The organism is Streptomyces sp. NPDC093149 (assembly GCF_044754145.1).
GTDB lineage: Bacteria > Actinomycetota > Actinomycetes > Streptomycetales > Streptomycetaceae > Streptomyces.
Genome location: NZ_JBIVON010000015.1, coordinates 83,314 through 108,392, shown reverse-complemented (window position 1 = coordinate 108,392; position 25,079 = coordinate 83,314). Strand labels below are relative to the sequence as shown.

General features: G+C 69.6%; 19 protein-coding genes and 1 tRNA gene. 9 read left to right on the top strand and 11 right to left on the bottom strand.

The genetic code is table 11. From position 1 onward, the window contains the following. Positions 1–198 precede the first annotated feature (198 nt). A complete protein-coding gene (locus ACIQCZ_RS33880) occupies positions 199–594 on the top strand; it encodes a molybdopterin-binding protein (protein ID WP_402288272.1) in 396 nt (131 codons plus the stop codon). 12 nt (positions 595–606) lie between these two features. On the opposite strand, the gene ACIQCZ_RS33875 is transcribed toward ACIQCZ_RS33880, so the two are convergent. After that, a complete protein-coding gene (locus tag ACIQCZ_RS33875; protein ID WP_402288270.1) occupies positions 607–2,139 on the bottom strand; it encodes a helix-turn-helix domain-containing protein in 1,533 nt (510 codons plus the stop codon). A gap of 227 nt (positions 2,140–2,366) precedes the next feature. Here ACIQCZ_RS33875 and ACIQCZ_RS33870 point away from each other — a divergent pair, with 227 nt between their 5' ends. The 3 genes from ACIQCZ_RS33870 to ACIQCZ_RS33860 all read left to right on the top strand — a co-directional run bounded on the left by ACIQCZ_RS33870 (position 2,367) and on the right by ACIQCZ_RS33860 (position 6,640). After that, entirely contained in the window at positions 2,367–3,200 is an 834-nt protein-coding gene (locus ACIQCZ_RS33870) for an FAD binding domain-containing protein (protein WP_402288267.1), read from the top strand. Continuing rightward, positions 3,197–5,998 (top strand): molybdopterin-dependent oxidoreductase, encoded by a 2,802-nt coding sequence (locus ACIQCZ_RS33865; protein ID WP_402288264.1) that lies wholly within the window; start codon positions 3,197–3,199, stop codon positions 5,996–5,998. The genes ACIQCZ_RS33870 and ACIQCZ_RS33865 overlap by 4 nt, the downstream gene beginning before the upstream one ends. A gap of 147 nt (positions 5,999–6,145) precedes the next feature. Further along, entirely contained in the window at positions 6,146–6,640 is a 495-nt protein-coding gene (locus ACIQCZ_RS33860; RefSeq protein ID WP_402288262.1) for a molybdopterin-dependent oxidoreductase, read from the top strand. A gap of 245 nt (positions 6,641–6,885) precedes the next feature. Here ACIQCZ_RS33860 and ACIQCZ_RS33855 read toward each other — a convergent pair whose 3' ends face one another. After that, the gene (locus ACIQCZ_RS33855; protein WP_402288260.1) at positions 6,886–8,169 is read right to left on the bottom strand and encodes a phosphatase PAP2 family protein; all 1,284 of its coding nucleotides are present in this window, start codon (positions 8,167–8,169) and stop codon (positions 6,886–6,888) included. 839 nt (positions 8,170–9,008) lie between these two features. Between ACIQCZ_RS33855 and ACIQCZ_RS33850 the strand changes: the two genes are divergently transcribed. Then, positions 9,009–9,626, top strand: a complete 618-nt coding sequence (locus tag ACIQCZ_RS33850) for a hypothetical protein (RefSeq protein ID WP_402288258.1) — start codon at positions 9,009–9,011, stop codon at positions 9,624–9,626. 517 nt (positions 9,627–10,143) lie between these two features. Here ACIQCZ_RS33850 and ACIQCZ_RS33845 read toward each other — a convergent pair. Then, positions 10,144–10,217 (bottom strand) — tRNA-Pro (locus ACIQCZ_RS33845). A 126-nt stretch (positions 10,218–10,343) separates the two neighbouring features. On the opposite strand from ACIQCZ_RS33845, the gene ACIQCZ_RS33840 reads away from it, so the two are divergent. Both ACIQCZ_RS33840 and ACIQCZ_RS33835 read left to right on the top strand, forming a co-directional pair. After that, on the top strand, positions 10,344–11,045 hold the full coding sequence (locus ACIQCZ_RS33840; protein ID WP_402288256.1) for a transketolase: 702 nt from the start codon (positions 10,344–10,346) through the stop codon (positions 11,043–11,045). 58 nt (positions 11,046–11,103) lie between these two features. Beyond that, the gene (locus ACIQCZ_RS33835; protein ID WP_402288254.1) at positions 11,104–12,006 is read left to right on the top strand and encodes a transketolase family protein; all 903 of its coding nucleotides are present in this window, start codon (positions 11,104–11,106) and stop codon (positions 12,004–12,006) included. A gap of 275 nt (positions 12,007–12,281) precedes the next feature. On the opposite strand, the gene ACIQCZ_RS33830 is transcribed toward ACIQCZ_RS33835, so the two are convergent. Genes ACIQCZ_RS33830 through ACIQCZ_RS33820 form a run of 3 tightly spaced genes read right to left on the bottom strand, consistent with a single transcriptional unit; the run spans position 12,282 to position 15,021 of the window. Beyond that, positions 12,282–13,103: an ABC transporter ATP-binding protein gene (locus tag ACIQCZ_RS33830; RefSeq protein ID WP_402288251.1), complete on the bottom strand. Its 822-nt coding sequence runs from the start codon at positions 13,101–13,103 to the stop codon at positions 12,282–12,284. Further along, positions 13,100–14,119 (bottom strand): ABC transporter substrate-binding protein, encoded by a 1,020-nt coding sequence (locus tag ACIQCZ_RS33825; RefSeq protein WP_402288249.1) that lies wholly within the window; start codon positions 14,117–14,119, stop codon positions 13,100–13,102. The genes ACIQCZ_RS33830 and ACIQCZ_RS33825 overlap by 4 nt, the downstream gene beginning before the upstream one ends. A 38-nt stretch (positions 14,120–14,157) precedes the next feature. Continuing rightward, positions 14,158–15,021, bottom strand: coding sequence for an ABC transporter permease (locus ACIQCZ_RS33820; RefSeq protein ID WP_402288246.1), 864 nt, complete (start codon positions 15,019–15,021; stop codon positions 14,158–14,160). Between the two features lie 246 nt (positions 15,022–15,267). Between ACIQCZ_RS33820 and ACIQCZ_RS33815 the strand changes: the two genes are divergently transcribed. Then, entirely contained in the window at positions 15,268–16,290 is a 1,023-nt protein-coding gene (locus ACIQCZ_RS33815; RefSeq protein ID WP_402288244.1) for a LacI family DNA-binding transcriptional regulator, read from the top strand. Positions 16,291–16,337: 47 nt separating this feature from the next. Here the strand turns inward: ACIQCZ_RS33815 and ACIQCZ_RS33810 are convergent, their stop codons facing one another. The 5 genes from ACIQCZ_RS33810 to ACIQCZ_RS33790 all read right to left on the bottom strand — a co-directional run bounded on the left by ACIQCZ_RS33810 (position 16,338) and on the right by ACIQCZ_RS33790 (position 23,695). Then, positions 16,338–18,554: a right-handed parallel beta-helix repeat-containing protein gene (locus ACIQCZ_RS33810; RefSeq protein ID WP_402288241.1), complete on the bottom strand. Its 2,217-nt coding sequence runs from the start codon at positions 18,552–18,554 to the stop codon at positions 16,338–16,340. After that, entirely contained in the window at positions 18,551–20,017 is a 1,467-nt protein-coding gene (locus tag ACIQCZ_RS33805) for a M1 family metallopeptidase (RefSeq protein ID WP_402288239.1), read from the bottom strand. Before ACIQCZ_RS33805 ends, ACIQCZ_RS33810 begins: the two co-directional genes overlap by 4 nt. Continuing rightward, the gene (locus ACIQCZ_RS33800) at positions 20,014–21,687 is read right to left on the bottom strand and encodes an extracellular solute-binding protein (RefSeq protein WP_402288236.1); all 1,674 of its coding nucleotides are present in this window, start codon (positions 21,685–21,687) and stop codon (positions 20,014–20,016) included. The genes ACIQCZ_RS33805 and ACIQCZ_RS33800 overlap by 4 nt, the downstream gene beginning before the upstream one ends. Before the next feature lie 51 nt (positions 21,688–21,738). Further along, positions 21,739–22,599, bottom strand: a complete 861-nt coding sequence (locus ACIQCZ_RS33795) for a carbohydrate ABC transporter permease (protein WP_351079888.1) — start codon at positions 22,597–22,599, stop codon at positions 21,739–21,741. A gap of 82 nt (positions 22,600–22,681) precedes the next feature. Beyond that, on the bottom strand, positions 22,682–23,695 hold the full coding sequence (locus ACIQCZ_RS33790; RefSeq protein ID WP_402288233.1) for an ABC transporter permease: 1,014 nt from the start codon (positions 23,693–23,695) through the stop codon (positions 22,682–22,684). Between the two features lie 339 nt (positions 23,696–24,034). On the opposite strand from ACIQCZ_RS33790, the gene ACIQCZ_RS33785 reads away from it, so the two are divergent. After that, positions 24,035–25,021, top strand: a complete 987-nt coding sequence (locus ACIQCZ_RS33785) for a hydroxyacid dehydrogenase (RefSeq protein WP_402288231.1) — start codon at positions 24,035–24,037, stop codon at positions 25,019–25,021. Positions 25,022–25,079: the final 58 nt, after the last annotated feature.

The window sequence follows — 25,079 nt, the reverse complement described above, 5'->3', positions numbered from 1 at the left end:
GCGGTATTCGGCACCCGTCTTCGTGTACGCGACCGGTCGACCCGGGACAGTGCTCGCTGATTCACTGCGTGCGGACCCCACCGACCGGGACCGTACGGCTCTCACGCCCCGGGTCGGCGGGGTCCGCGGGAAGCCCCTGCGCGCCGTTCGCGGTGTTCGGCGCGCAGGGGCCCGGGGATTGTGGCCTAGAGTGCGGTTGTGCCGTCGTACAGCATTGGGCAGGCAGCGCGGCTGCTCGGAGTCAGCTCGGAGACCGTCCGCCGGTGGGCGGACGGCGGCAGGCTGCGCATGGGCCGGGACGGCTCGGGCAACCGGGTGATCGACGGAGCGAGTCTGGCGGCCTTCGCCAAGGAGCGTGGGTCCGGCCTGCACGCCGTGCCGGACGAAGTGCCCACGTCCGTGCGCAATTCCTTCGCGGGGATCGTGACCGCTCTACGGGTCGACGACGTGACGGCACAGGTGGAGGTCCAGTCGGGGCCGCACCGGCTGGTGTCGCTCGTGACGCGCGAGGCCGTCGACGAACTCGGGCTGGCCGTCGGGGTCACCGTCACCGCTCGGGTGAAGTCGACGAACGTCCACATCGACCTGCCCTGACCCCCACGGCCGTCAGCGGCACAGCAGTGCCGCGCGCAGATCCAGCTTGTGGTCGAGGCGGGAGATGTCCCGGCCCGTGAGACTTTCGATGCGCTGGATGCGGTAGTGGACCGTGTTCACGTGGAGGTGCAGGGCCTCGGCGGTCCTGGCCCAGGAGCAGTTGTGCGCCAGGAAGACTTCGAGCGTCGCGAGCAGCGTGGCGTTCGAGGATCGATCGGCGTGCAGGAGCGGGCCGAGCACCGTCTCGCGGTAGACGGCCCGCACGTCGTGGGGCACGCCCGCCACCAGCGTCTCCAGGCTGGAGAGGTCGTCGACGGCTGCCACCCGCGCGATGTGCGGGGCCGTCGTGCGGGCCGCGGCGAGCGCGTGGCGGGCCTGCGCGAGGGCCGTGCCCAGTTCCTCGGGGGCGGCGACGGGCCGGCTGACCCCTGCGTGCAGAACGGCATCGGGGCGGCAGGCCTGCAGCAGTGGCCACACCTCCCCCAGCCCTGCCCGGACATCGCATTCCCCCTCCTTCGTCCGAGGGGCGACGACCGCCACCGCCTCGCCGCCGGGACGCTCGGCGACGGCGAAGGAGAGCGAAGAAAGATGGTTCAGCGCCTCCGTGAGCGCGTCACGGCTTCCCGAGCCGTCCTCCGGCGACGTCGGCGAAGCGACCACGACGGTGTAGGGCCCCTTCTCCGCCAGTCCGCACGAACTCAGCGCATTCTGCAGGGCGTTCACGTCGGGGTACGCCGCGCCGACGAGTCCCGTCAGCCGGCTGCCGGCTTCTCGGCCCGCGGCCCCTCGCCGGTCGCCGCGGCGCCGATGCCGCCCCAGAAGCTCGGCTATCTCCTGCAGAACGCGCGGTGGCGCCTGTCCCTCGTCCGGCAGATGGAGGTGCCAGGCGTCGAAGGCGGAGTCGTCGGCCTCGATCCGCAGCGTCGTGCCGCGTGCTTCGCGCAGACGCTCCGCCGCCTGCCGGGCGGGCAGTTCGGGTGCCGCGGCGGTGCGGGCGACCGTACGGCCGCTGCCGGTCAGAAGGTAGCAGGGGGGCGTGCCGAGATGAGCGAACGCGCGGTCCAGCAGATCGGCCGCCGAGGCGCCGCGCTCCAGTTCGCGGCCCAGTTCCCCGCGTACGTTCTCGGGGAGCGCGTAGTGGTCCGTGGGGCGGCGGCTGAGGTCTCCCCACTGGCGGAGGTAGACCGCTTCGGTGATCGCCCGGAAGCTCGTGTGCGCCGGAACGGCCAGCAGTGCGATCCGGTGCCTGCGGCAGGCGTCGACCAGCTCGCCGGGGACCTCGCCGTGTGTCTCCTCGCCCGCGAGGAGTGCCACGGCTCCGGCGGCGCGCAGGGCGGAGACGAAACGCTCGGTCTTGTCCCGGCCGCCGTCCGGACTCCACCACACGAGGCCGCTGAGGACGATCTCCCCCGGCTGGAGAAACCGGGCCGGGTCCTCCAGGTCGGTGGCCGTCACCCCGCTGATCTCTTGGCCGAGCAGCGCCTTCTCGCCCCAGAGCAGAGCGAGGTCGAGGCGGTCGAGCCGGAGGAGATGTTCGACGTGCATGCGGGCTCCTTGCGCGGTCGCGGGGCAAGCCCGCATCTCACATTTACGAGGCAAATACGAGTGGGGACATCGTAGATGCCCGAATGCAGGCACAAAATGCCTCTTGGTGGATCCTCCAGAACGTGACTTTGCCGGGTGGAGGTTTTCCGGGCTTCGAACCAGTCGTCCCCCTGGGCCCTTCCGGGCTTCACTGGCGTGAACACACCGGTCGGGAGGCGTGGGGCGAGATGGATCTGAACACGGTCACAGACGTACGGGACGCGTGTCTGCGCGAGCCGTGGCGGCCGGGCGACGCCTGGCTGGGAGGAGGGACGTATCTGTTCTCCGAGCCACAGCCGCACCTGCGGCGGCTGATCGACCTGAGCCGGATGGGCTGGGAGCCGCTCGTACTCCACGAGGACGGGTCGCTGGAGATCGCCGCGACCTGCACGATCGCTCGGCTCTCCCGTTTCGCGCGGACGCCGGGCACGGTCGCGGGTCCGCTGTTCGAGCAGTGCTGCCGGGCCTTTCTGGCCTCGTTCAAGATCTGGAACATGGCGACCGTCGGCGGGAACCTGTGCAACGGCCTGCCCGCCGGGCCGATGATCTCGCTGACCGCCGCGCTCGACGGGGAGTGCCGCCTGCGGGCACAGGACGGCTCGCTGCGGCACGTGAAGGTCGTCGACTTCATCACCGGTGCGGGACGCAAGAACCTCGCGGAGGGCGAACTGCTGCGCTCCGTCACGCTGACCGGCCGGGCGATGCGATGCCGTACGGCGTTCCGGCAGGCGTCGCTGTACGGGCTGGGGCGCTCGGGCGCGCTGGTGATCGGGACGCTCGATCCGGTGGACGGCTCACTGGCGGTGACGATCAGCGCGGCGACCGTACGCCCGTTCCGCCTCTGGTTTCCGCTGCCGCCGGACGCCGAGGGGCTTCGGGACGCGATCGCGTCGGGCATCGGCGCGAACGACTGGTTCGACGACATCCACGGACTGCCCGAGTGGCGGCGGCACATGGGTTTCCGCCTCGCCGAAGAGGTCCGCCGTGAACTGACCCGCCCCGCTCAGGAGGGTGCCCGATGAGCTTCCATATCCGGATCAACGAGCAGACGTTCGAGGACGCACCGCGCGCCGGCCAGTGTCTGCGCACCTACCTGCGCGAACGCGGCTGGTTCGGCGTGAAGAAGGGCTGCGACGCCGGGGACTGCGGCGCCTGCACCGTCCACGTGGACGGCGAACCGGTCCACAGCTGCGTGTATCCGGCGGTACGCGCCTCGGGCCGCGATGTGACCACCGTCGAGGGTCTCGCCTCGTCCGGGGGCGAACTCCACCCCGTACAGCAGAAGTTCCTCGACGCACAGGGATACCAGTGCGGCTTCTGCACGGCCGGCTTCCTGATGACCACCGCCGCACTCGAAGCCGAACGGGGCACCGCGCACGACGACGGCAAGCTCGACGATCTGCCCCGCGCGTTCAAGGGCAACATCTGCCGCTGTACCGGCTACCGCGCCATCGAGGACGCCGTACGGGGCGTGCAGCACACCGAACGCCCCTGTGCGGGACAGGCCGTGGGCAGGAATGTCGGCGCACCGGCCGGCCCCCAGGTCGTCACCGGCACCGCCCGCTACACCTTCGACATCGAGGTGCCCGGCCTGCTGCACATGAAGCTGTTGCGGTCCCCCCACCCGCACGCCCGGATCGTCGCCGTCGACGCCTCCGCCGCCCTGCGGGTCCCCGGCGTACACGTCGTGCTCACTCACGAGGACGCCCCTGCCACGCTGTACTCCAGTGCCCGCCACGAGCACCCCACGGAGGACCCCGACGACACCCGTGTCCTGGACAGCGTCGTCCGGTACGTCGGACAGCGGGTCGCCGCCGTCGTCGCCGACAGCGAGCAGGCGGCCGAGGAGGGCTGCCGCCGGATCGAGGTGACGTACGAGGAACTTCCGTACGTCACCGACCCGGAGGCCGCGATGCTGCCCGGCGCGCCGGCGCTGCACGGCGACAAGGGGCCCCGGTCGCGGATAGCCCGCGCCGCGGACAACGTCGCGGGCGAGGTGCACGGCGAGATCGGCGACGTCGAGCAGGGCTTCGCCGAGGCCGATGTCGTGCACGAGGAGACCTTCCGCACTCAGCGCGTGCAGCACGCCAGCCTCGAAACCCACGGCTGCGTGGCGTACTTCGAGCCGAAGGAGGACGGGACGGGCGAGCGCCTGACCGTGCGCTCCTCCACCCAGACACCGTTCCTGACCCGGCGCGCCCTGTGCGCGCTGTACGGCCTGCCGGAGGACGAGGTCCGTGTGGTCGCGGGCCGTGTCGGCGGCGGGTTCGGCGGCAAGCAGGAGATGCTCACCGAGGACATCGTGGCGCTTGCCGCGCTGAAGCTGCGTCGGCCGGTGAAGCTGGAGTACACCCGCGCCGAGCAGTTCCACGGTGCGACCACCCGGCATCCCTTCATCATCGGCATCAAGGTCGGGGCCCGCGCGGACGGCACCCTGACCGCTGTGCAGATGCGGGTGGTCTCCAACACGGGCGCGTACGGCAACCACGGCCCGGCCGTCATGTTCCACAGCGTGGGTGAGTCCTTCGCCGTCTACCGCGCCCCGCACAAGAAGGTGGACGCCTACTCCGTCTACACCAACGCCGTCCCCGCGGGCGCGTTCCGGGGGTACGGACTGGGCCAGGTAACCTTCGCCGTCGAGTCCGTGATGGACGAGCTCGCCCGCCGCCTCGGCATGGATCCGCTGGCCCTGCGCGAGCAGAACATCATCGGTCCGGGCGAGCCGATGCACAGCCCCATCGGCGAGGAGGAGGACCTGCACATTGCCTCCTACGGACTCGACCAGTGCCTGTCCGTGGTCCGCCGGGCCATCGCCGAGGACACCAGCGACCAGGACGTGCCCGAGGGGTGGCTCACCGGCCAGGGCACCGCAATGGCCATGATCGCCACCGGCCCGCCCGGCGGCCACTACGCCGACGCCCGCGTCTCCCTCCTGCCCGACGGCACGTACGACATCGCCGTCGGTACCGCCGAGTTCGGCAACGGCACCACCACCGTCCACAAGCAGATCACCGCCGGCGCCCTGAACACCACCGAGGGAAGGATCACGATCCGGCAGTCCGACACCGACGTCGTACGCCACGACACCGGGGCCTTCGGCTCCGCCGGCACCGTGGTCGCGGGCAAGGCCGTTCTGCTGGCCGCGCAGTCGCTCGCGGAGCGGCTGCGCACGCTCGCCGCCCGCCACACCGGCGTGGCGCGGCACCTGTGCGCGCTCGGGGCCGAGGCCGTCGACTGCGCCGGCCGGCTCGTCACGCTCAAGGAGTTGCACGAGATGGCTCACACGACCGGCGCCGCGGACGAACTCGCCGCCGACGGCCACTGGGGCGGCTCGCCCCGCTCCGTCGCCTTCAACGCCCAGTGGTTCCGGATCGCCGTCGACCCCGGCAGCGGAGAGATCCGCATCCTGCGCAGTGTCCACGCCGCCGACGCCGGCAAGGTCATGAACCCGATGCAGTGCCTCGGGCAGGTCGAGGGCGGGGTGGCCCAGGCACTGGGGGCGACCCTCTTCGAGAACGTACGACTCGACGAGCGCGGCGAGGTCACCACGGCCGCGTTCCGCCGCTACCGGCTCCCCCAGTACGCCGACGTCCCCCGGACCGAGGTCCATTTCACGCAGACCACCGACGCGATCGGCCCGCTCGGCGCCAAATCCATGAGCGAGAGCCCCTTCAACCCCGTCGCGCCCGCCTTCGCCAACGCTCTGCGCGACGCGACCGGAATCCGCTTCACCGAACTCCCCCTCACCCGCGATCGCGTCTGGCTCGCTCTCAGCCGGCACGCACACACCGCCGCCGAGGACCGGCCTCTTGGTTCATGAACCTGGAGAATGCGAACGCCTCACTCGTAGCAAGCTCACAATCGCACGCGAAACAGCGTGTTCTGGGTGGCAATCACGATTCCCGCCCCGGGCGGTCGGGTATCACTGGGCGCAGTCGCGGCACCGACCGCCCGAAGGGGATTGACGATGAGCCGGCTCAGCACTCCACCGCATTCGACCACCGCCCGGCACGGCACCTTCGCACTCTGGGGGGAGGTAGCCCTTCCGACGACACTGACCGTCGCCGACCTGCGGCAGGGCTGGACCCAGCACCGTGCCGACGTCGTGTTCGACTGCGCGACCGCCGGGCCGCAGCATCACACCTTCGAAGGACCGCTGCTGCGCGAGGTCGTGAGCCGGACGCGGCCGCACTTCGACCCGGCCCGGCGCAAGGACCGCTCCCGCTTCCTGCTCGCCGTGAGCGGCGGCGACGGCCACCACACCGTCCTGTCGTGGGCGGAGATCGACACCGACTTCGGCAACGCCCCCATGCTCCTCGCGACGTGCATGGACGACAAGGATCTCGACACGGCCGGCACCCAGCTCGTCGTCCCGTCCGACCGCTGCGGCGCCCGCTACGTCAGCGCCGTCACGACCATCTGGATCGGCGCGTGCCGCATGCCCGGTGCCCCCTCGCGCTGACGTCCTGGTACACGATGGCGAGCGGGCTCCCGGCGCCATGCGGCTTCGGGTCCCCACCACCAGCCCCATGCCCCATGCGTCCGGGCCTCCATCGACGGCGACCGTGGCGATGCCGAAGGCAGCGCCGGCGACGCCGGCAGCGGACAGTCGCCGGCGAAAGCGCTCGGACCGGCCAACCACAGCGCTCAGCCACACTCCCGGCCCCACCCGGGAGGCGCTCAGCCCACAACCCGCTGCAACGTGACTCAAACGAGTTCGGGCCGCGGTTCGCGTCGCGGTTCCGGCAGATACGCCGACGCGGCCTTCCGTTCCCACAGCTTGGTGGTCCGTACGTAGCCGTAGACCACTGAGGTCATCGCCAGAACGAGCAGCGGCCCGAACACCCACGGATGTCCGGCCATCTCCACCGACAGATAGCGATACGAAGCCAAGAGCCCAGCGAAGACTGCGGCGCCGTAGACGACCAGCTGGATTCCCGACCGGTCCCAGCCGCGGTCGAGCGAGCGCAGCGCCGTCTCGATCGTGAGCGTGAACACCACACCGGCAATGATGTCCGCGCCGTAGTGGTAGCCGAAGCCCAGCGTCGCGCCGAGCGTGGCGATCAGCCAGAACGCCCCTGCGAATCGCAGAGCCAGCGGGCCCTTGCGGGAATGAAGGAAGATCGCGGTAGCCCACGCCGTGTGCAGACTCGGCATGCAATTGCGCGGGGTGATCTCGTCGAAGAGCATCGGGTGCGGGGTATTGACCGGCGGCGGCGTGTCCGGCCACAGGTTGGCCACCGCCCAGTGCCCCCCGTCCGCGCCATAGGCGAAGATCGGTCCGACCACCGGGAAGATCATGTAGATGCCCGGCCCGAGCAGGCCGATGACCAGAAAGGTACGCACCAGATGATGGCCCGGGAAGCGGCGCTCGACCGCCACGTTGCGCAGCTGGTAGAGCGCGACGACGACCGCGGCCACCGCGAGCTGAATGTAGACCCAGTCGAGAACGTGGGCGCCGACCGTGCCGGTGGCCGCGACAATCCGGCCCACCAGCCACGACGGGTTGCCCAACGCATGATCGGCGGTTGCCACGTACTGGTCGAGCACCTCCGGGCGGGTCTTCGCCGTGATCAGCAGCCAGGTGTAGCCGGTCTTGCGGCCGGCCACCAGCAGCAGGGCCAGTCCGACGCCTTTCAGCAGCAGGACACGGTCCCGGCCGGTGCGGCGCGTGACAGCGATGACGGCACAGGCCAAAGTCACCCACAACGCGCCGTTGCCGAACATCATCTCGGCGTCGACCGCCCGCCGCACGAGCCAGAAGACGACGTCGATGCCGATCGCGGCGCCGGCGGCGATGAACCGCTGCCGCCAGGTGAGCACCACCGTCATCAACGCCATACTGACGTACAACACCGTCCCCGATTTGGGGGCGAATATCACCTCGCGCGCCTGGTCGGTGATCGGCCCCCGCTCGCCGTACCGACGCGCGGCGACCTCCAGTGCAATGAGGAATCCGAGGGCCGCCACACTCACCGCGACCCACAGCATGACGCGTGGTTGACGCCATGCAGCGAACCTGGTTCCGAGGTCTATTCGCGAGAACATTCGCGTTATCGTGGATATCAATTTTCAGCCGCTTTGTCATATTTCAATGCGATCGTTGCGAGCTCGAACATGCTAACGGAACGGGGGCGTTTCGCTGATCACAGGTACGCCGAATACAGCGATCAGCCCCCCCTTTCCCGCGGCCAGGCCGGACCCGAAACGCCGCGCACCCCGCACGGCCCCTGATCAGGGCGGCGCAGGCGGCCCGATGGACGGGAGGGCGGGTGTCGGGGCGAGCCCGACGGCGACCGTGGCGGTCGAGGGCAGCGCGAGCGACGCCGACAGCGGACAGTCGCCAACGAGAGTGCTCAGACTGGCCACCTGCAACACTCAGCCGCACCAGGGGGCCACTGACTCTGTCGGATGCTGCCCACCCACCGCGAACCAGCCCCAATCCGGGCATGCGATCACATTGCGACCACCACGCCCCCGGACAAACGAAAGGCCGCCTTCCGATCCGTGATTGGGTGTTTAGGGATGAATTGTGATGCTCGGCACTGGATTCCGTCTGGTTCAGTAATGGGGCGGAAGATTCCCACCAGTGCGGAGCTTTCAGCATTTCAGGCTGTGCACGTTTGTGATAAATACGGAAAAGCGGGTCGAAACACCCCTCGCGAATCAACATCAAACGCCCACTCAGAACTCGGCAACATTTGAGCGTCCTGGACGAAGCGGCCGCTCTCCGTATCTGCCGACAAACGTCCATTGTCACCTGCATAGCCATCCATCAGTGGCGCCGATATTCGGCGGCGCCCGGGGCAGGTGTCCGTGACACTGGACCGGTGATCGTCATACGCCCCGTGCTGGGGACCGGCGCGCTCCCCGGCTTCGAGTTCTGGCCGGTCGCCGAGCAACCGCCGCACCACCTCTTCCCACTGAACGGCACGCTGAGCGATGAGCAGGTCGGCACGGCAATAGCCACCATGGCCGGCTACAACTCCAGCCGCGTCGAGAACCACCCGACCGACCCGGCCGACGCCTTCCTGAGCTCACTGCTGCACGAGGAGGGGTTCGTCGCCCCTGGAGGGCTCCGCGTCCAGGACACGGGCACCGGCACGACGCTGACGCCCGGTTGCTGCTGCGGACTGGAGGACTGGCGCGGATGGCTGGAGGTCGCCGACGGAAGCGAGCTGTGGCTCGGCCACGACCCGACACCGTGGGCCGAACAACTCGGCGACACCGTCCGGCTCCACCCGAACGGCGAGCACCCGGGCCCCGTGATCGAGGTCGCCCGGACCGAGCTCCCCCGGCTGCTCGCCGGGGTCCAGCAGGACCTCGCGGACTTCCTCCTCCTGGTCGCAGCATGGGCCGAGCAGCACGCGCCCCAGTCGGCGCAGGCACTGGTCAGTGCGGTCGACCGGTCGCTCGCAATCACCGCACCACTGCGAAAGCCGAGCTGATCGCGAGCTTCCTGACGCACCGCCGGCTCGTGCTCGACCGCACGCTTCCGGTGCGGCGCCGCCACGCGGCACCGCGGGCCTGCCTCACTCCGTATGCCCCATACGGCTTCCACGCCACGTACCGCCACCTGACGGTCAGCGCCGCGCTACCACGCGATGCGCCATGCCATCGCTCGTGTGCGTGAGGCGGAGGCGGTGCGGCTCGAACTCGCGACCGCTCCGGTGCCCCGCGTCGCCACAGCCCCCCGGCACCGGGCTCGATCGGCGCCCCGGACCCGCGGCGACCCCAACGACCCGTTCACCCGGCCGGCCTTCTGCCGGCTCGATGGCAGACCGCTCGGTCCGCATCCGGTGCTCGACCGACTGCACCGGCTGCCCGAGGAAGCGCCACCAGCACCACGGCGAACCAACCCGAGCTCGGGCCTGCGACCACACTGCGACCACCACGCTCCCGAACGCACGAAAGGCCGCCCTCTCATGGATGAGAGAACGACCTCCGACCTGCGTTTCCGCACAGTCGGGACGACAGGATTTGAACCTGCGACCCCTTGACCCCCAGTCAAGTGCGCTACCAAGCTGCGCCACGTCCCGATGCCCGTCTGACCTGGGGTTTCCCCTGGCCGAACGCGCATGAGAACAATACCGCACTCGGGCGGGTGGTCACGAACCGCTTTCTCCGCTTGACCTCAACCGAACTTGATGTTTCACGCTGGACCCATGACGAGGACGACTGCCGCACCGACGGCCGACTACGGCGACATGAACCGGCTGATGGGCCTGATGACGGGGGACGAGAAACACGGCCCCGCCGCGACCTCCACCCTGGATGCCCTCTGGGTCCTCTACGACCGGGTGCTGCGGGTGACGCCCGGCACCGTCGACGCACCCGACCGCGACCGCTTCCTGCTGTCCAAGGGGCACGGGCCGATGGCGTACTACGCGGTCCTGGCCGCGCACGGCTTCTTCGACGAGGAGCTGCTGCCCGGCTTCGGTTCGTACGACTCGCCGCTCGGGCACCATCCGGACCGCACGCTGGTGCCGGGGGTCGAGATCGGCAGCGGATCGCTGGGGCACGGGCTCCCGCTGGCCGTGGGGAGCGTGCTCGGCCTGCGGGCGCAGGGGCTGACCGATCCCCGGGTGTGGGTGCTGATCGGGGACGCCGAACTGGACGAGGGCAGCAACCACGAGGCGCTCGCCTACGCGGGCCCGGCCGGGCTGGAGCAGCTGCACACCGTGGTGATCGACAACGCGTCGGCGTCCTACGGACTGCCCGGCGGGATCGCGGCCCGGTTCGAGGCCGCCGGCTGGTCGGTCGAGTCCGTCGACGGCCGGGACCACGAGGCGCTCCACGCGGCCTTCACGGCCGCCCATCCCGGACGGCCGCGCGCCGTCGTCGCGCGGGTCGCCCCCAAGAACTGAACGCGTCGGGCGAGGACCGAAGACGCGGCACCGACGAAATCGGAGAGGGACACTTCACATGGACACGATGCGTGACCGCTTCATCTCGACCACATCGCAGCTGCTGGACGAGGACCCCCGCCTCGCGCTGGTACTGGCCGAGATCAGCCGGGACGGCTTCGAAGGGGCCGAGCGGGCCCATCCGGACCGGGTCGTCAATGTGGGCATCAGGGAACAGCTGCTGGTCGGCGCGGGGGCCGGGATCGCCCTCACCGGGCTGCGACCGATCGTGCACACCTTCGCCAGCTTTCTCGTGGAGCGGCCGTTCGAGCAGGTCAAGCTGGACTTCGGACACCAGGGAGTGGGCGGGGTGCTGGTGAGCGCCGGAGCCTCGTACGACTGGCCGGCCGGCGGCTTCACGCACATGGCACCGGGTGATGTCGCCCTCCTGGACACCCTCGACGGCTGGACCATTCAGGTGCCGGGCCACCCCGACGAGGCCGAGGCGCTGCTGCGGCAGGCCGCGGCCGGGGACGGCCGGGTGTATGTGCGGCTGTCGCTGCAGTCCAACGACCGCGCCCGACCGGTCGGCGCGACGACCGGGTTCCTCACGGTGCGCGAGGGGACCGGCGGGGTGGTGATCGCGGTCGGGCCGATGCTCGACAACGTCCTCGCGGCGACCGAGGGCCTCGACGTGTCCGTGCTGTACGCGACGACGGTCCGCCCGTTCGACGGGGCGGGGCTGCGCCGGGCGGCCGGTGGCCGCGGGACCGCCGATGTGGTGATCGTCGAGCCGTATCTGGCGGGCACGTCCACCGCCGCCGTCAATGACGCGCTCGTGGAGCTGCCCCATCGCGTTCTGGGCCTCGGGGTGGGGCGGACCGAGCTGCGCAAGTACGGGCAGATGGACGAGCACCTCGCCGCCCACGGCCTGGACGCGCGTGGCCTGCGGGAACGCATCGGCGCGTTCCTCCGCCGGTGACCGGTCCGGTGGCTGCGGGCCGGGGCCACCGGCCCGCACCCCGTGCGACGAGCGTGGAGCGTGGAGCGTCGAATCCAGCGTGCCCGCAAGGCGGTTGGGGAAATTGACCGTACGCCTTGGCGATGGCCGAGAGGTCGACGGTCTGCGCCTTCGTGTGCCGACAGCGCCTCTCGGCGTGCTCGGCCATGAAGACCTCGTCGAGCAGAGCGGCCGTTCCGTCCGCCACAGCGCCGGACGGGCCCGGTCCTTGGGCCCGTCCGGCTGCCAGGGCACCGTCAGTCGTGCGCGGAAGCCGCACCCAGCAGGTCGCGGATGTGGGCGGCCGCGTCCCGGAACTCCGGGCGGCCCAGCGTCTCGCCGTACTCCCGTTCCGCGTCCAGCCCCACCTCGATGATCTCGGCGATCGTGCCGGGGCGCGGGCTCATCACCACCACGCGGTCGGCCAGATAGACGGCCTCCGAGATGGAATGGGTGACCAGCAGGACAGTGGTGCGGGTCCGACGCCAGATGCGGTTCAGCTCCATGTTCATCTGCTCGCGGGTGAGCGCGTCCAGCGCGCCGAACGGCTCGTCCATCAAGAGCACCGGGGGTTCGTGCAGCAGCGCCCGGCACAACGCCACACGCTGCTGCATTCCGCCCGACAGCTCATGCGGATACGCGTCCTCGAAACCGGCCAGGCCCGTCATCCGGATCAGCTCGTCGGTCCGGCCGCGCGCCTGCGCCGGAGGCATCTTCCGGATCTCGGCCTGGAGCAGGATGTTGCCGCGCGCCGAGCGCCACTCCAGGAGGGCGGCGCGCTGGAACACGTAACCGATGTCGTGCCGCACCCCGTCGACCCGCTCGCCGCCGAGCCGGACCTCGCCCGAGGACGGCTTCAGCAGTCCGGCGACCAGCTTGAGCAGGGTCGACTTGCCGCATCCGGACGGTCCGACGATCGCCACGAACTCACCGGGCGCCACATCGAGCGAGACCTCGCGCAACGCGGTGACATCGCGCTTCCTGCTGCGGAAACGGACCGCCACATCGGACAGTCCGACCGCCGCCGCGGCAGGAACCGATGCCTTGGTCCGCGTCGTGTACTGCTTCGGCATCGTCATCCCTTCAGCGCCGTCTTCTCGTCCCAGTACTCCGCGACGGCCTTCCGCTTGCCGACCAGGCCGGCCTCGGCGAAGACGTCGATGGTCTGCTGCCAGTCGGCCTCGTTGTTCGCTCCGGGCGCCTTCCCCTCGGTGGACGGGGTGTGCAGCAGTGTGAGTGTCGTCTTGAACTGCTCGGCCAGGACCGTGGCCGGCGGCAGTTGCTCCGAGGCCCCGTTCATCGCCGCGACCGCGGGCCCGGGGGCCTTCTCGGCGGCCGCCCACGACTCGCTGACCGCCTGCACCATGCGTCCGGCGAGTTCGGACTTCGTGGTGAGGATCTTCTGTCCGGCGAGCAGACCGTTGGAGTAGAAGTTCAGGCCGTTCTCGGAGAAACGCAGATACGAGACCTTCTTCTTGGCCTTCTCCTGCATGGTGGGGCCCTGGTCGCTGGCGTAGCCGAGGAGCCCGTCGGTCTTCCCGGAGATCACCGCGGCGATCTTGCCCGCCGGATCGGTGTTCTGGACCTTGACGTCCGACGCGTCGAGGTCGTTCTTCTTCAGGAAGATCGGGAAGGTCTTGGAGAGCGCGTCACCGGCGGTCCCCGCAATGGTCTTTCCCTTGAGATCCGCAGGCGACCCGATGCCCTCGGCGTCGAAGGACTGCACCGACGCCGGGGTGGTCTGGAGGAAGACCCCGAGGCTCTTCACCTGGACGCCCTGATCGACACCCGCGAGCAGTGCCGGGGTGTCGGCCCAGCCGAAGTCGGTCTGACCGGCGGCCGTCGCCTGCACCGTCTTCTGCGAGCCCTGGCCCGCCTGGATGCTCAGATCGATGCCGTGCTTCTCGAAGATCTTCTGCTGCTTGCCGTAGTAGAACGGCGCGTGTTCGCCGTACGGATACCAGTTGAGCGTCAGCGTGACCTTGTCCAGCTTCTTGCCCGAGTCGCTCGTGGTGGTCGACGCGTCGTTGCCGCCGCAGGCCGTGGCCACCAGGACGAGGGGTACGACACCGATCAGGAGTCTGCGCGCATGCATGGGCTGGCCCTTCTCGCGACGAAGTCGGTATGACGGAGTCAGTACGTGGTGGTGGCGGAGGTGTCCCGGCGGCTGGCGTGCCACGGGAGCAGCAGCATTTCGGCGATCTCCACGGCGACGAAGAGCACGACGCCGATGAGTGACATCACGAGCAGCCCGGCGAAGAGCATCGGGGTGTCGAGGTTGCCGTTGGCCTGGAGGATCACATAGCCCAGGCCCTCGTTGGCGCCGACGAACTCGCCGACGACCGCGCCGGTGACCGCCAGGGTGACCGCGACCTTGAGCCCGGAGAAGAGATGCGGGAGCGAGGCCGGGAAGCGGATCTTGAGGAAGGTCTGCCAGGGCCTGGCGCCCATCGTCGCCGACAGCTGGAGCATCTCCGGGTCGACCGCCTTGAGGCCGGTCACCATGGAGATCACGACGGGGAAGAAGGCGATGAGCACGGCGATGAGGATCTTCGGTTCGATGCCGAAGCCGAGCCACACGACGAACAGCGGCGCGACCGCGATCTTCGGTACGACCTGGGCGAACAGCAGAATGGGATAGAGCGTGCGCTCGACGGTCGAGGAGTACACCATGACGACCGCCGCCAGTACACCGACGGCCACGGCGATCAGGAAGCCGAGCAGCGTTTCGTATGTGGTCACCCAGGTGTGCTGCCAGAGATAGCCGGCCTTGCCGGTGAGGACATCGAGGGTCGCCCCGGGTGACGGTACGAGATACGGCTTCACCAGCTCCGCCGCCGAGATCACCCACCAGACGGCGAAACAGGCCAGCAGCAGGGCGACGGGCCGCCAGCTCTGCTCGGCCGCCCGCGCGAACCGCTCCCCCGCCGAGGGACCGGCCCGTCGGACAACCCCCTCCGCCTCAGGGGGACTTTTGGTCAACGCGCTCTGGCTCACTATGAACTCCCGCCGCTTCGGGTGCAGTTGTGGAGAGCTGTGCGATCCTGCGATGACGAGAAGGCGCTTTCAGAAAGCGCTTTCTGATAAGGTTTTCGCCACGCTAATGACTGCCTGCACGCACGGTCAATAGGTCGTCGACAAGTTTCGTGGCCTTCCACCACCGCGCCCTTGGGGGTCGAGTTGAGTGAACGGGGAACAGCGCACCGTCCGGAGCCGCGCGGCGGCCTTCCCGCAGCGACGCATGTGACGCTCGACGCCGTGGCCCGGGAGGCAGGCGTCTCCTCCGCCACCGCTTCGCGCGCTCTCAACGGCACGACCCGGGTCCGGGACGAGCTGCGCGAACGGGTACGGGCGGCTGCGGACAGGCTCGGCTACATACCCAACGCGCACGCGCAGGCACTCGCGAGTTCGGCCAACAACCGTACGGTGGGACTCATCTGTCATGACGTCAGTGATCCGTACTTCGCCGCCGTGTCGAGTGGTGTGATGCGGGCCGCGGCCGAGCAGGACCTGCTGGTGATGCTGGCCTCCACCTTCCGGGAACCCGCCCGGGAGATCGCCTATGTCTCGATGCTGCGGGCCCAGCGCGCCCGAGCGATCCTGCTCATCGGCTCCGGGTTCCAGGACCGGGCGTGGGAGCGCGCCCTGGATGCCGAACTGGAGCCTTACGTACGGGGCGGGGGCCGGGTGGCCGTCGTCAGCCGGCATCGCAGCCTGCGCGTGGACACCGTGCAGCCGGAGAACCGGGCGGGGGCGGCCGCGCTCGCCCGGAGGCTGGTCTCGCTCGGACACCGGAGATTCGCGGTGCTCACCGGTCCGCCCGCGCTGACCACGGTCTCGGACCGGCTGACCGGCTTCCGGGAAGGCCTCGCGGAGGCGGGGATCGGGCTCGACCGGGTCGTGGAGGGCGCGTTCACCCGTGATGGCGGGTACGCGGCGGCCCGCGCGCTGCTGGTCGGCGACGGACCGCGGCCGACCTGTGTGTTCGCGGTCACCGATGTGATGGCGGTCGGTGCGCTCGCCGCGCTGCGGGAAGGGGGACTGCGGGTACCGGAGGATGTCTCGCTCGCCGGCTTCGACGACATTCCGCTGGTACGGGAACTGTCACCGGCACTCACCACGGTGGCGCTGCCGCTGACCGCGATGGGCGAGGACGTGATCGCGCTGGCGCTGCGGGAGCGGTCCGCGCGGCGGCGGGCCCGGGTGGTACGGGTCGCGGGAAAGGTGGTGGTGCGGGAGAGCACGGGAACGCCGCCGGTCGGGTGACCGGCGGCGCCCGGGTGCCGGGGTGTCCGGCGACGGAGAGCGGACCGTTACGGGTGGACGAGCACCTGGGAGAGTGCCACGCGGCCCGTGCCGGAGGTCACGATCCGAACCGTGCGGGTCCGGCTGTCCAGATTCAGCACGGTCGGACGCAGTGCCTTCCCGCTGACGTGGACCGTTCCGTCGTCCGTCACGACATCGAAGTCGGCCGTCGTGGACGAGGAGTTGTTCCAGATCTCGATCTGCCGGATGTGTCGTTCGCGGCCCAGGTCGACCTGCCACCAGGCGCCCGCCTCCGACAGCGTGCGGGTGTCGGTGTTGGTGTCGGCGTCCAGGGCGAGTGCCGCCGCGGCGGTGCCCTCGGTGGAGGACTGGGTCGCGGTGCCGGTTCGGGCCAGGTCGGTCCTCAACTGCTCGACCGTGCCGCCGTCGACACCCGCTCGCGCGGCGACGGCGAGGGCTTCGGCCGGGAGTCGGTCCAGGCCGGTCAGGTTGTCCGTCATGACCGATCCCTTGCCGCCGAGAGCCGGCGCGGCCGTGTCGGTCCAGTTGCCCCGCGCGGTGTTCTGGATGCCGTAGTCCGCCCAGTTGGAGACCCACTTGTAGCCGATGCGGGTGACGACGTTCCGCTCGACGACGATGTGCGAGGACTGCTCGTCGAGGTAGATGCCGTTGCCGTCGCGCTCGGTGTTGCCGAAGGCGGAGCGGTTGATGTAGTTACCGGAGACGACCGTGCCCGGCTGGGCGCCCTGGGTGTAGATCGCGCCGCCGTCGTGCTGTGCCTGTGCGACCTCCATGACGTCGGTGATCCGGTTGCCGGTCACCTGGTTGTCGCGCAGTACGGACTTCCGGGCCTCTGGCTGGTTCCAGCCCCAGCCGACCGAGATCCCGGAGTACGGGAGGTGGTCCAGGCTGTTGTGGTCGATGGTCAGCTGGGCCTCGTAACCGGCCCAGATCCCCACCGAGTCGGTGTACTCGACGCCGGTGCGGCTGATGGTGTTGTACGCGACGGTGTTCCGCTCCCCCGCGAGCGCCGCCCCGGGCATCGGCTCGGTGTCGCCCACGTACACCGCGCCGGACGACAGGTCGGTGAAGGACGAGTGGGTCAGTGAGCTGTCCTTGGTGCCCGCTTCCAGGATCGCGCCCGCCCCGCCGAGGCGGCTGAACCTGGCGTTGTCGATGCTGACGCGCAGGCCACCGTGCACGGTGAGCGCGGCGGACGGCTTGGTGTAGAAACGGCCCGCGTGGTCGACGGGGCCGGTGGCTCCCGTCAGGGTCAGACCGGCCTGCATGCCCGCGTAGCCCTCGTCGGTGTCCGGCTGACGGTACGCCGCGTAGGCGAATCCGATTCCGCTGACGGTGAGGTCGTGGGCACCGTCGACGACGAGCAGCTGCTCGGTGTGCGGGGTGACGGCCTGCACACGGCGCATGTTCTCGCCCTTGCGCGGCAGGTATGTCACGGTGCGGTCCTGCGAACTCCACACGAACTCGCCCGGTTCGTCGAGGAGTTCCGGGGCGTTCTCGAAGTAGGCGACGCCGCTGTAGCGGGTGGAGTCGACCGTGGTGGAGTCCCAGGCCGGCCCGGTGCGGTTGGTGCCGCTCGCCGAGTTGGTCCAGCAGGGCTGGGCGAAGGTCATGACATCGCCGCTGACGTCCGTGATCCGGCAGTGGTAGTTGCGCCAGCGGACCCGGATGACGGCCTCGGCGTCGGTGGGGTGCTGCCACTTGGCGATGCCGGTGGCGGTCGCGCCGGTCATGCCGGTCCTGGTGGCGTCGCAGGTGCTCGCCGCGCAGGCCGCGCCCCGGGCGCGGGTCGCGCGCCGGCCGTCGATGAAGAGCTGGCGGGGAGTGACGCCCGCCGGGACGTCAGCGGTCCAGGTGCCGTCGGCGTTCTGCCGCCAGCCGGTGATGTCCTGTCCGCCGGAGAGGACAGGGCGGGCGCCCGGCGCCGCGGCCCAGGTGACGGTGTGTCCGTCCTTCCCGGAGTCGGCGACGCCGAGCTTCAGGGGGGCGTCGCGCTTGTACGTACCGTTCTTCAGGAGCACGCGGACATCGCGCCCGGTCTCGGTCCGGGCCGCGTCCCGGGCGCCTTCGGGGGTGCAGGGGCGGGCGGCCGTACAGGAGCTGCCGTGTCCGTCCGGGGCCGCGTAGAGCGTGCGGACCCCGGGTGCGGCCAGGGCGGCCGGGGCGGAGAGGAGTGCGGCCAGGACGGCAGCGGTGGCGGCAGCGGCGGTTGTCCGTACGACGTTCAGAGGGCGGCGGTTCACGCGGAGGCCTTCCAGTCGGGGTGGCCGGGCATGGGCGGGTTCACGGCTCCGAAGAGCCAGTCGCGCAGGAACGGGTCGAGGGACTTGTCGCCGGTGACGTCGACCGTGTGCCGGATGAAGGCCTCGCTGGTGCAGGTGGAGTCCTTGAAGCGCTTCACCCACTCACGCATGACCCGGTCGAACTGCCGCTGACCGATCTGAAGACCGAGGGCGTACAGGACGAGCGCGCCACCGTCGTAGATGTTGGTGCCGCCGAGCGCCTTGGGCAGTCCGGGCGGGCCGTCGGCGGCGCGGACCGCGTCGAGCTTCTCGTACGTCGCCTTCATCTTGTCCTCGAAGACCGACCAGCCGCGCTCCTCGCCGTACAGACCGGCGTAGTACACGGCGGGGCCCTCGTTGAGCCAGGCCTGCTGCCAGTCGTTGGGGGTGACGGAGTCGCCGAACCACTGGTGGACCAGTTCGTGGACCATGGTGGTCTCGTAGCCCGGCTGGCCGTTGGCGTTGAGCTTGAACCAGTTGGTGGAGAACAGGGAGAGGGTCTGGTTCTCCAGGGCGTCGGTGTAGCCGTCGTAGATGTGGACGCCGTAGACGGAGAACGGGTAGCGGCCGAACTTCGCCTCCAGCCAGGCCAGATGGTCCGCGATACGGGCGACGATCGGACCGTACTTGTCCTCCTGCCCCTGCGGGACGATGTGTCGCAGCGGCAGTCCGCGGTGGCTGGTGCCGTACAGATAGGTGCCCTTGACGACGGCGATGCCGATGAGTTCGGTCGCCATGCGCTCGCGCAGGGCGAAGTGCCAGACGGTGGAACCGTCGGAGCGCGGGGTCTTGTGGAGCAACTCGCCGTTCGCGGCCGCGACATAGCCCTGCGGGGCGCTGATGTGGAAGGTCCACGTCGCCTTGTCGGACGGGGTGTCGTTGCAGGGCAGGAAGGTGTCGGCGCGGGAGGACTGGGCGGCGGAGGCGAAGCCGCCGTCGGTGCCGAACTTCCAGCCGGTCAGGCCGAGTCGGGGCGCCTTGCCGTTGCCCCGATAGCGCACCTCGACGGTGAACGCCTGCCCGTTGTGGAGCGGTCGGGCGGGGGTGATGGTGAGCTCCTGGCCGCTCTTGCCGGGCGAGAGCTCCCAGCCGGCGGGGCGGCCGGCGACGGTGACGGAGTCGATGGAGTGACCGTCGGTGTCCAGGTTGAAGGCGGACAGGTCCTGGGTGGCCTTGGCGTTGATCTTCACGACGGCAGTGAAGTCGTAGGTCACCGGGGTGAAGTCGAAGGTCAGGTCGTAGTGGACGACCTGATAGCCACCGTTGCCGAGCGTCGGGAAGAGCGGGTCTCCGACACCGTCGGAGCCGGGCTTCGGGTCGAAGCCGTGCGGCTGTGCGAGGGCGGTCGAGCCGAGTGCGGGTACGGCGACGGCCGCTGCCACCGCCGCACCGCCGAGTCTGAGGGCCGAGCGTCGCGTCGTCACTTCTTCCCCTTCTGGAAGGCCTCTTCGAACTCGCCGCGGGCCTGCTCGCCGCCCTTGGCCAGGTAGTCCTTGACGAGCTGGTCGTAGGCGGACATGGGCTTGCGGCCGGCGATGATGTCCTTGAGCGCGTCCTGCTTGAGCGTGTAGAGGCTGCCGGAGCCCTTGGAGTCCCAAGTCGGCGAGGAGTACTGGAGGGTCGGGTCCGGCACCATCATCGGGATCATCTTGGTGAACGCGTCGTGAACGTGACGGACGCCCTGCTCGGAGTCGGCACTGAAGATCGCGGGGACGGCCGATGCCGCGAACTTCCAGGGCACGGTGACGTCCTGCGTGCCCTGCTTGGTGAGGGCCGGGTTGCCCTTGGCGTCACGGGTGAAGTCGGTTCCCTCGACACCGTAGTTGATCAGCGTGTACTCCTCGCTGCCGAACGGGGAGGCGGCGAAGTCGGCGAAGGCGAGGATCTCCTTGACACGGCTCCCGGACGCCTTCTTGATGTGCGTGTTCTGAAGGGCGATGTTGTCCATCCACGTGACGGCGTCCTTGCCGAACGGGACGAACGGGCGCGGGTCGTACTTCGTGTCGATCGCCTTCATCGCGGCGATGTAGCCGACGCCGGGCGCCAGGTAGGTGGGCATGCCGTCGTAGACGTAGGCGCCCTTGCCGTTCTTGAACATGTCCGTGTACTGGGCCTTCTGCGCCCCGGACATCTGGAGCGTACCGGGGTAGTAGCAGCCGGCCTTGTACAGGTTCCGCGCGGTCTCGACGGCCTGCCGGAACTCGGGGGTTTCCAGGTCCGTGGTGAACTTGCCGGTCTTGGCATCCAGCCGCCAGCTGCCCGGAGCGCCCGCGGACATGGCGAGCATGGTGGTGGCGCCCGCGATGATGGCGTACTGGTCCTTCTTGGGCCGGGTCAGTTCCTTGCAGACCTCGATGAACCGGTCGAGGTCGGTGATCTGGTCGAGGCTCGTGACGCCGACCTCTTCGAACAGGTCGTGGCGGTAGAAGCCCGCGCCGCCGGTACCTGTGCGGGCGATCGGGAGACCGTACAGCTTCCCGCCGAAGATGGCGGCCTGCCAGGCGCCCTTCGGGATCGCGGCCAGGTTCGGGTAGTCCTTGACTTTGTCCCCGGCGAGGTACGGAGTCAGGTCGGCGCACTTGGCCTGGAGGAAGGCCGCCTTGTTGTCGACGCCCCCGCTCTCCGGGTACATGAAGAGATCGGGCAGGCTGTCGCTCGCGACCATGGTGGAGAACTTGGTGCCGTAGTCGTCGGCGGGGACGGCGGTGATGTTCACCTGGGCGCCGAGGAGCTTCTCGATCTCCTGCCAGGCGACGTTCTTGCCGCGGGCGGGCGGCGGCGGGGAGAAGGTCTCCATCGTCGCGCTGATCGGCTCGGCGCCCTTGAGCGGGGTGCCCTTCGTGGCCCGCAACGGCTTGGCCGGGTAGCTGAAGAAACCCTGCGGAACCCCGGCGGCCGTGCCCGCGAGGTCGGGCTTGAGGCCGATGTTGCGGACCGCGGTGTCCGGGAGCAGCGAGGCGCTCTTGGCCTCCGCCTTCGCGGTCGTGCCGCCGTCGCCGCAGGCGGCGAGCAGCGGGGCGGCGGCCAGTCCCAGACCGACGCCCGCGCCCATGCGGAACAGTGCTCTGCGGTTGATGGGGGTGGAGCTCGACACCTGAATCTCCTTGGGAGAGGGGAAGGAAGGAGTGGGGGGCGGTGGCTGCGCTCAGCCCTTGACGGCGCCGGTGAGGACACCCTTGGTGAAGTAGCGCTGGAGGAACGGGTAGACGCAGAGGATCGGTACGACGGCGATCACCAGGACCGCCATCTGCACGGCCTGCTGGGGGGCGAGGACCTCGCCGGCCGAGGCGGCGTTCAGGCTCTGGCCCTGCAGGACGTAGGTGCGCAGCACCATCGGCAGCGGCCATTTGTCGGAGTCGTTGAGGTACAGGAGCGCGTTGAAGAAGGCGTTCCAGTACGTCACCGCGTAGAAGAGGCTGATGACGGCGAGGACGGCCTTGGACAGCGGCAGGACGATCCGCACCAGGATGCGGAAGTCCCCGGCTCCGTCGACCTTCGCGGCGTCGTACAGCTCCTCCGGCAGGTTCATGAAGAAGGACCGCAGGACGACCAGGTTGAAGGCGCTCACCAGGGTGGGCATGACGAGGGCCGCGTAGGTGTCGTACAGCCCGAGCCCCTTGACCAGCAGGAAGTTCGGGATGATGCCCGCGTTGAAGAGCATCGTGAACAGGGCCGTCATCAGGATGAAGCGGGAGCCCGTGACGTCGCGACGGGACAGTCCGTACGCCATGCCGACGGTGACGAGCAGGCTGGCGAGGGTGCCGAGGACCGTGATGCCGACGGAGACGATCAGCGCGCGGGTGACGACTCCGCCGGTGAAGATGGTGCGGTAGGCGTCCAGGGTGGGGTGGTCCGGCCACAGGACGAGGCCGGAGCTCTTGATGATGTCGGTCTGCGAGGCGAAGCTCGTGCCGATGACGCCGACCAGCGGGTAGGCGACGGCAAGGACGACCACGACGACGGCGACCGCCTTGGCGATCTGCCCGATGCGGGTGGGCCGCTCCATCCACGGGGGCCGGCCGTCGGACTTGCGGACAGTGGCGGGCCGGGGCGCCGGTGCGGTGGATTCCGATGTGGCGCGCGTCTTCTCAGCGGTCAGCACCGCGGTACACCCCTTCGTGGCCGAGCCGGTGGGCGAACTTGTTCGCGCCCAGGACGAGTGCGGTGCCGATGACCGCCTTGACGAGTCCGACGGCGGCGGCGACGCCCCAGTCGTTGTCCTTGATTCCGTGGTAGTAGACGTAGGTGTCCAGGACCTCACCGGCGTCCGGGCCGACCGCGTCGCGCTGGAGCAGGATCTGCTCGAAGCCGACGGAGAGGATCTGCCCGAGGTTGAGGATCAGCAGCAGGATGAGTACGGGGGCGATGCCCGGCAGGGTCACGTGCCACAGGCGGCGCCGCGGGCCCGCGCCGTCGATCGCGGCGGCCTCGTACTGCTGTTTGTCGATGTTCAGCAGCGCGGCGAGGATGATGATCGTGCCCCAGCCGGCGTCCTTCCAGGCCACCTGGAGGGTCAGCAGCCAGGGGAAGGCGTCGGGGTCGCTCATCATGTCGTAGCGCGGCAGCCCCAGTCCGCCGAGTACGTCGGGCAGGAGTCCGGCGCCACCCAGGATCTGCTGGAAGATCGAGACGATGATGACCCAGCCGATGAAGTGCGGCAGATAGACGACGCTCTGCACGAAGCGCCTGATGCGGTCGCTGGCGATGCTGTTGAGCAGCAGGGCCAGGGCGATCGGGATCGGGAAGAAGAACACCAGCTGGACGAGGGCGATCTCCAGGGTGTTGAACGTCGCGGACCAGAAGGCCGGCTCACCGAACGCCGCGGAGAAGTTGGCGAACCCCACCCAGACGCTGTGCATGTACCCGAGGTACGGCTGATAGTCCTGGAACGCCACGACATAGCCGAGCAGCGGCACGTAGTGGAAGACGACGAAGTACAGCAGGCCGGGCAGGGTGAGCAGCAGCATCACCCGGTCCCGCTTGATCCGCTGCCAGAGCGTCAGCCGGTGCTGTGCGACGACGGCCTGGGCAGCGGGCGGGGAGGATTTTTCGGCCTTCTGTCGCCGTTTCTCCCGCGGCAACGGGGGTGCTGTTTCAGCCATGGTGCGTCCTGTTCGGCTGGGTGGCGCATGGTGAGCCTTCTGGGGCCGCAAGTTAGTAAGCGGTTAACCCAAGCGTCAAGAGATCCGACTGAAAGACGTCGAGCCGCAGCGCCCCAGTCAGCGATTCCCGCCCAACGAATCAGCAAAAATGCTTCTGAACTGGACAGTTGGGATGGTCGTGAGCTTGACGGTCGACCATCGCGCTCCTTAGCGTGCCGGTCATTCCATAGAACGCGATTACTATCCGGAGGCAGGGTGCGAACCACCGAAGAGGCACCGGCTCATTCCGGTGACGATGCCGCGGCACCGCGCCCACGACGGCCGCGCACCGTCCTGGTCATGAGCCCCGGACTGCTCGACGACGTCTTTCCGCCACCGGTACGGGCACGTCTGGAAGAGACCGCCGACCTGCTCCGTCCCTCCGTCGTCAGCGAGTTCGACTCCCCGGAGGCCTCGGCGGCGCTGGGCTCCGCCGAGGTCCTGCTCACCGGCTGGGGCTGCCCGCCCGTCGACGCCGCCCTGCTGGACCGGGCGCCCGCGCTGCGTGCCGTGATCCATGCCGCCGGCACGGTGAAAACGTTTCTGTCCCCGGCCGCGTTCGACCGCGGGATCGTCGTCTCGTCGGCCGCCGCCGCGAATGCCGTACCCGTCGCCGAGTTCACCCTGGCGGCGATCATCATGGGCGCCAAGCGCGTCTTCCCGCTGGCCGGGCTCTTCCGCACCCGGCGCACCCACCGCACCGGCGCCGACCTCGACCGCCAGCACTGGCTCGGCACGCACGGATTGACCATCGGCGTGGTCGGGGCGTCCCGGATCGGCCGCAGGGTCATCGAACTGCTCCGGGTCCTCGACGCGGAGGTCCTGCTGTACGACCCGTACGTCAGCCGGACCGAGGCTGAGCGGCTCGGTGTCACCGCGACCGATCTGGACACATTGATGGCGACCAGCGACGTGGTCACCGTCCATGCCCCCGACACCCCCGAGACCCGCGGCATCATCGACGCCGGGCGGATCGGCCTGATGCGGCCCGGCACCCTGCTCGTCAACACGGCGCGCGGCCCTCTGGTGGACACCGAGGCGCTGACCGGCCATCTGGTCAGCGGGCGCCTGGACGCGGTCCTCGATGTGACGTCGCCCGAGCCGCTGCCGGACGGCCACCCCCTGTGGGACCTGCCCAATGTCTTCCTCACCCCGCACCTGGCGGGCGCCCAGGGCAACGAGGTGGGGCGCCTCGGGGCACTCGCCGTCGACGAGCTGGCGCGGTACGCGGGAAACATTCCTTTCGACCACCCGGTGCACCGGGCCGACCTGGGGAGGATCGCATGAACTCATTCCCGGCGCAGGCTCTAGGCTCGGCGTCACACAACAGTCACCAGGGGGTGAG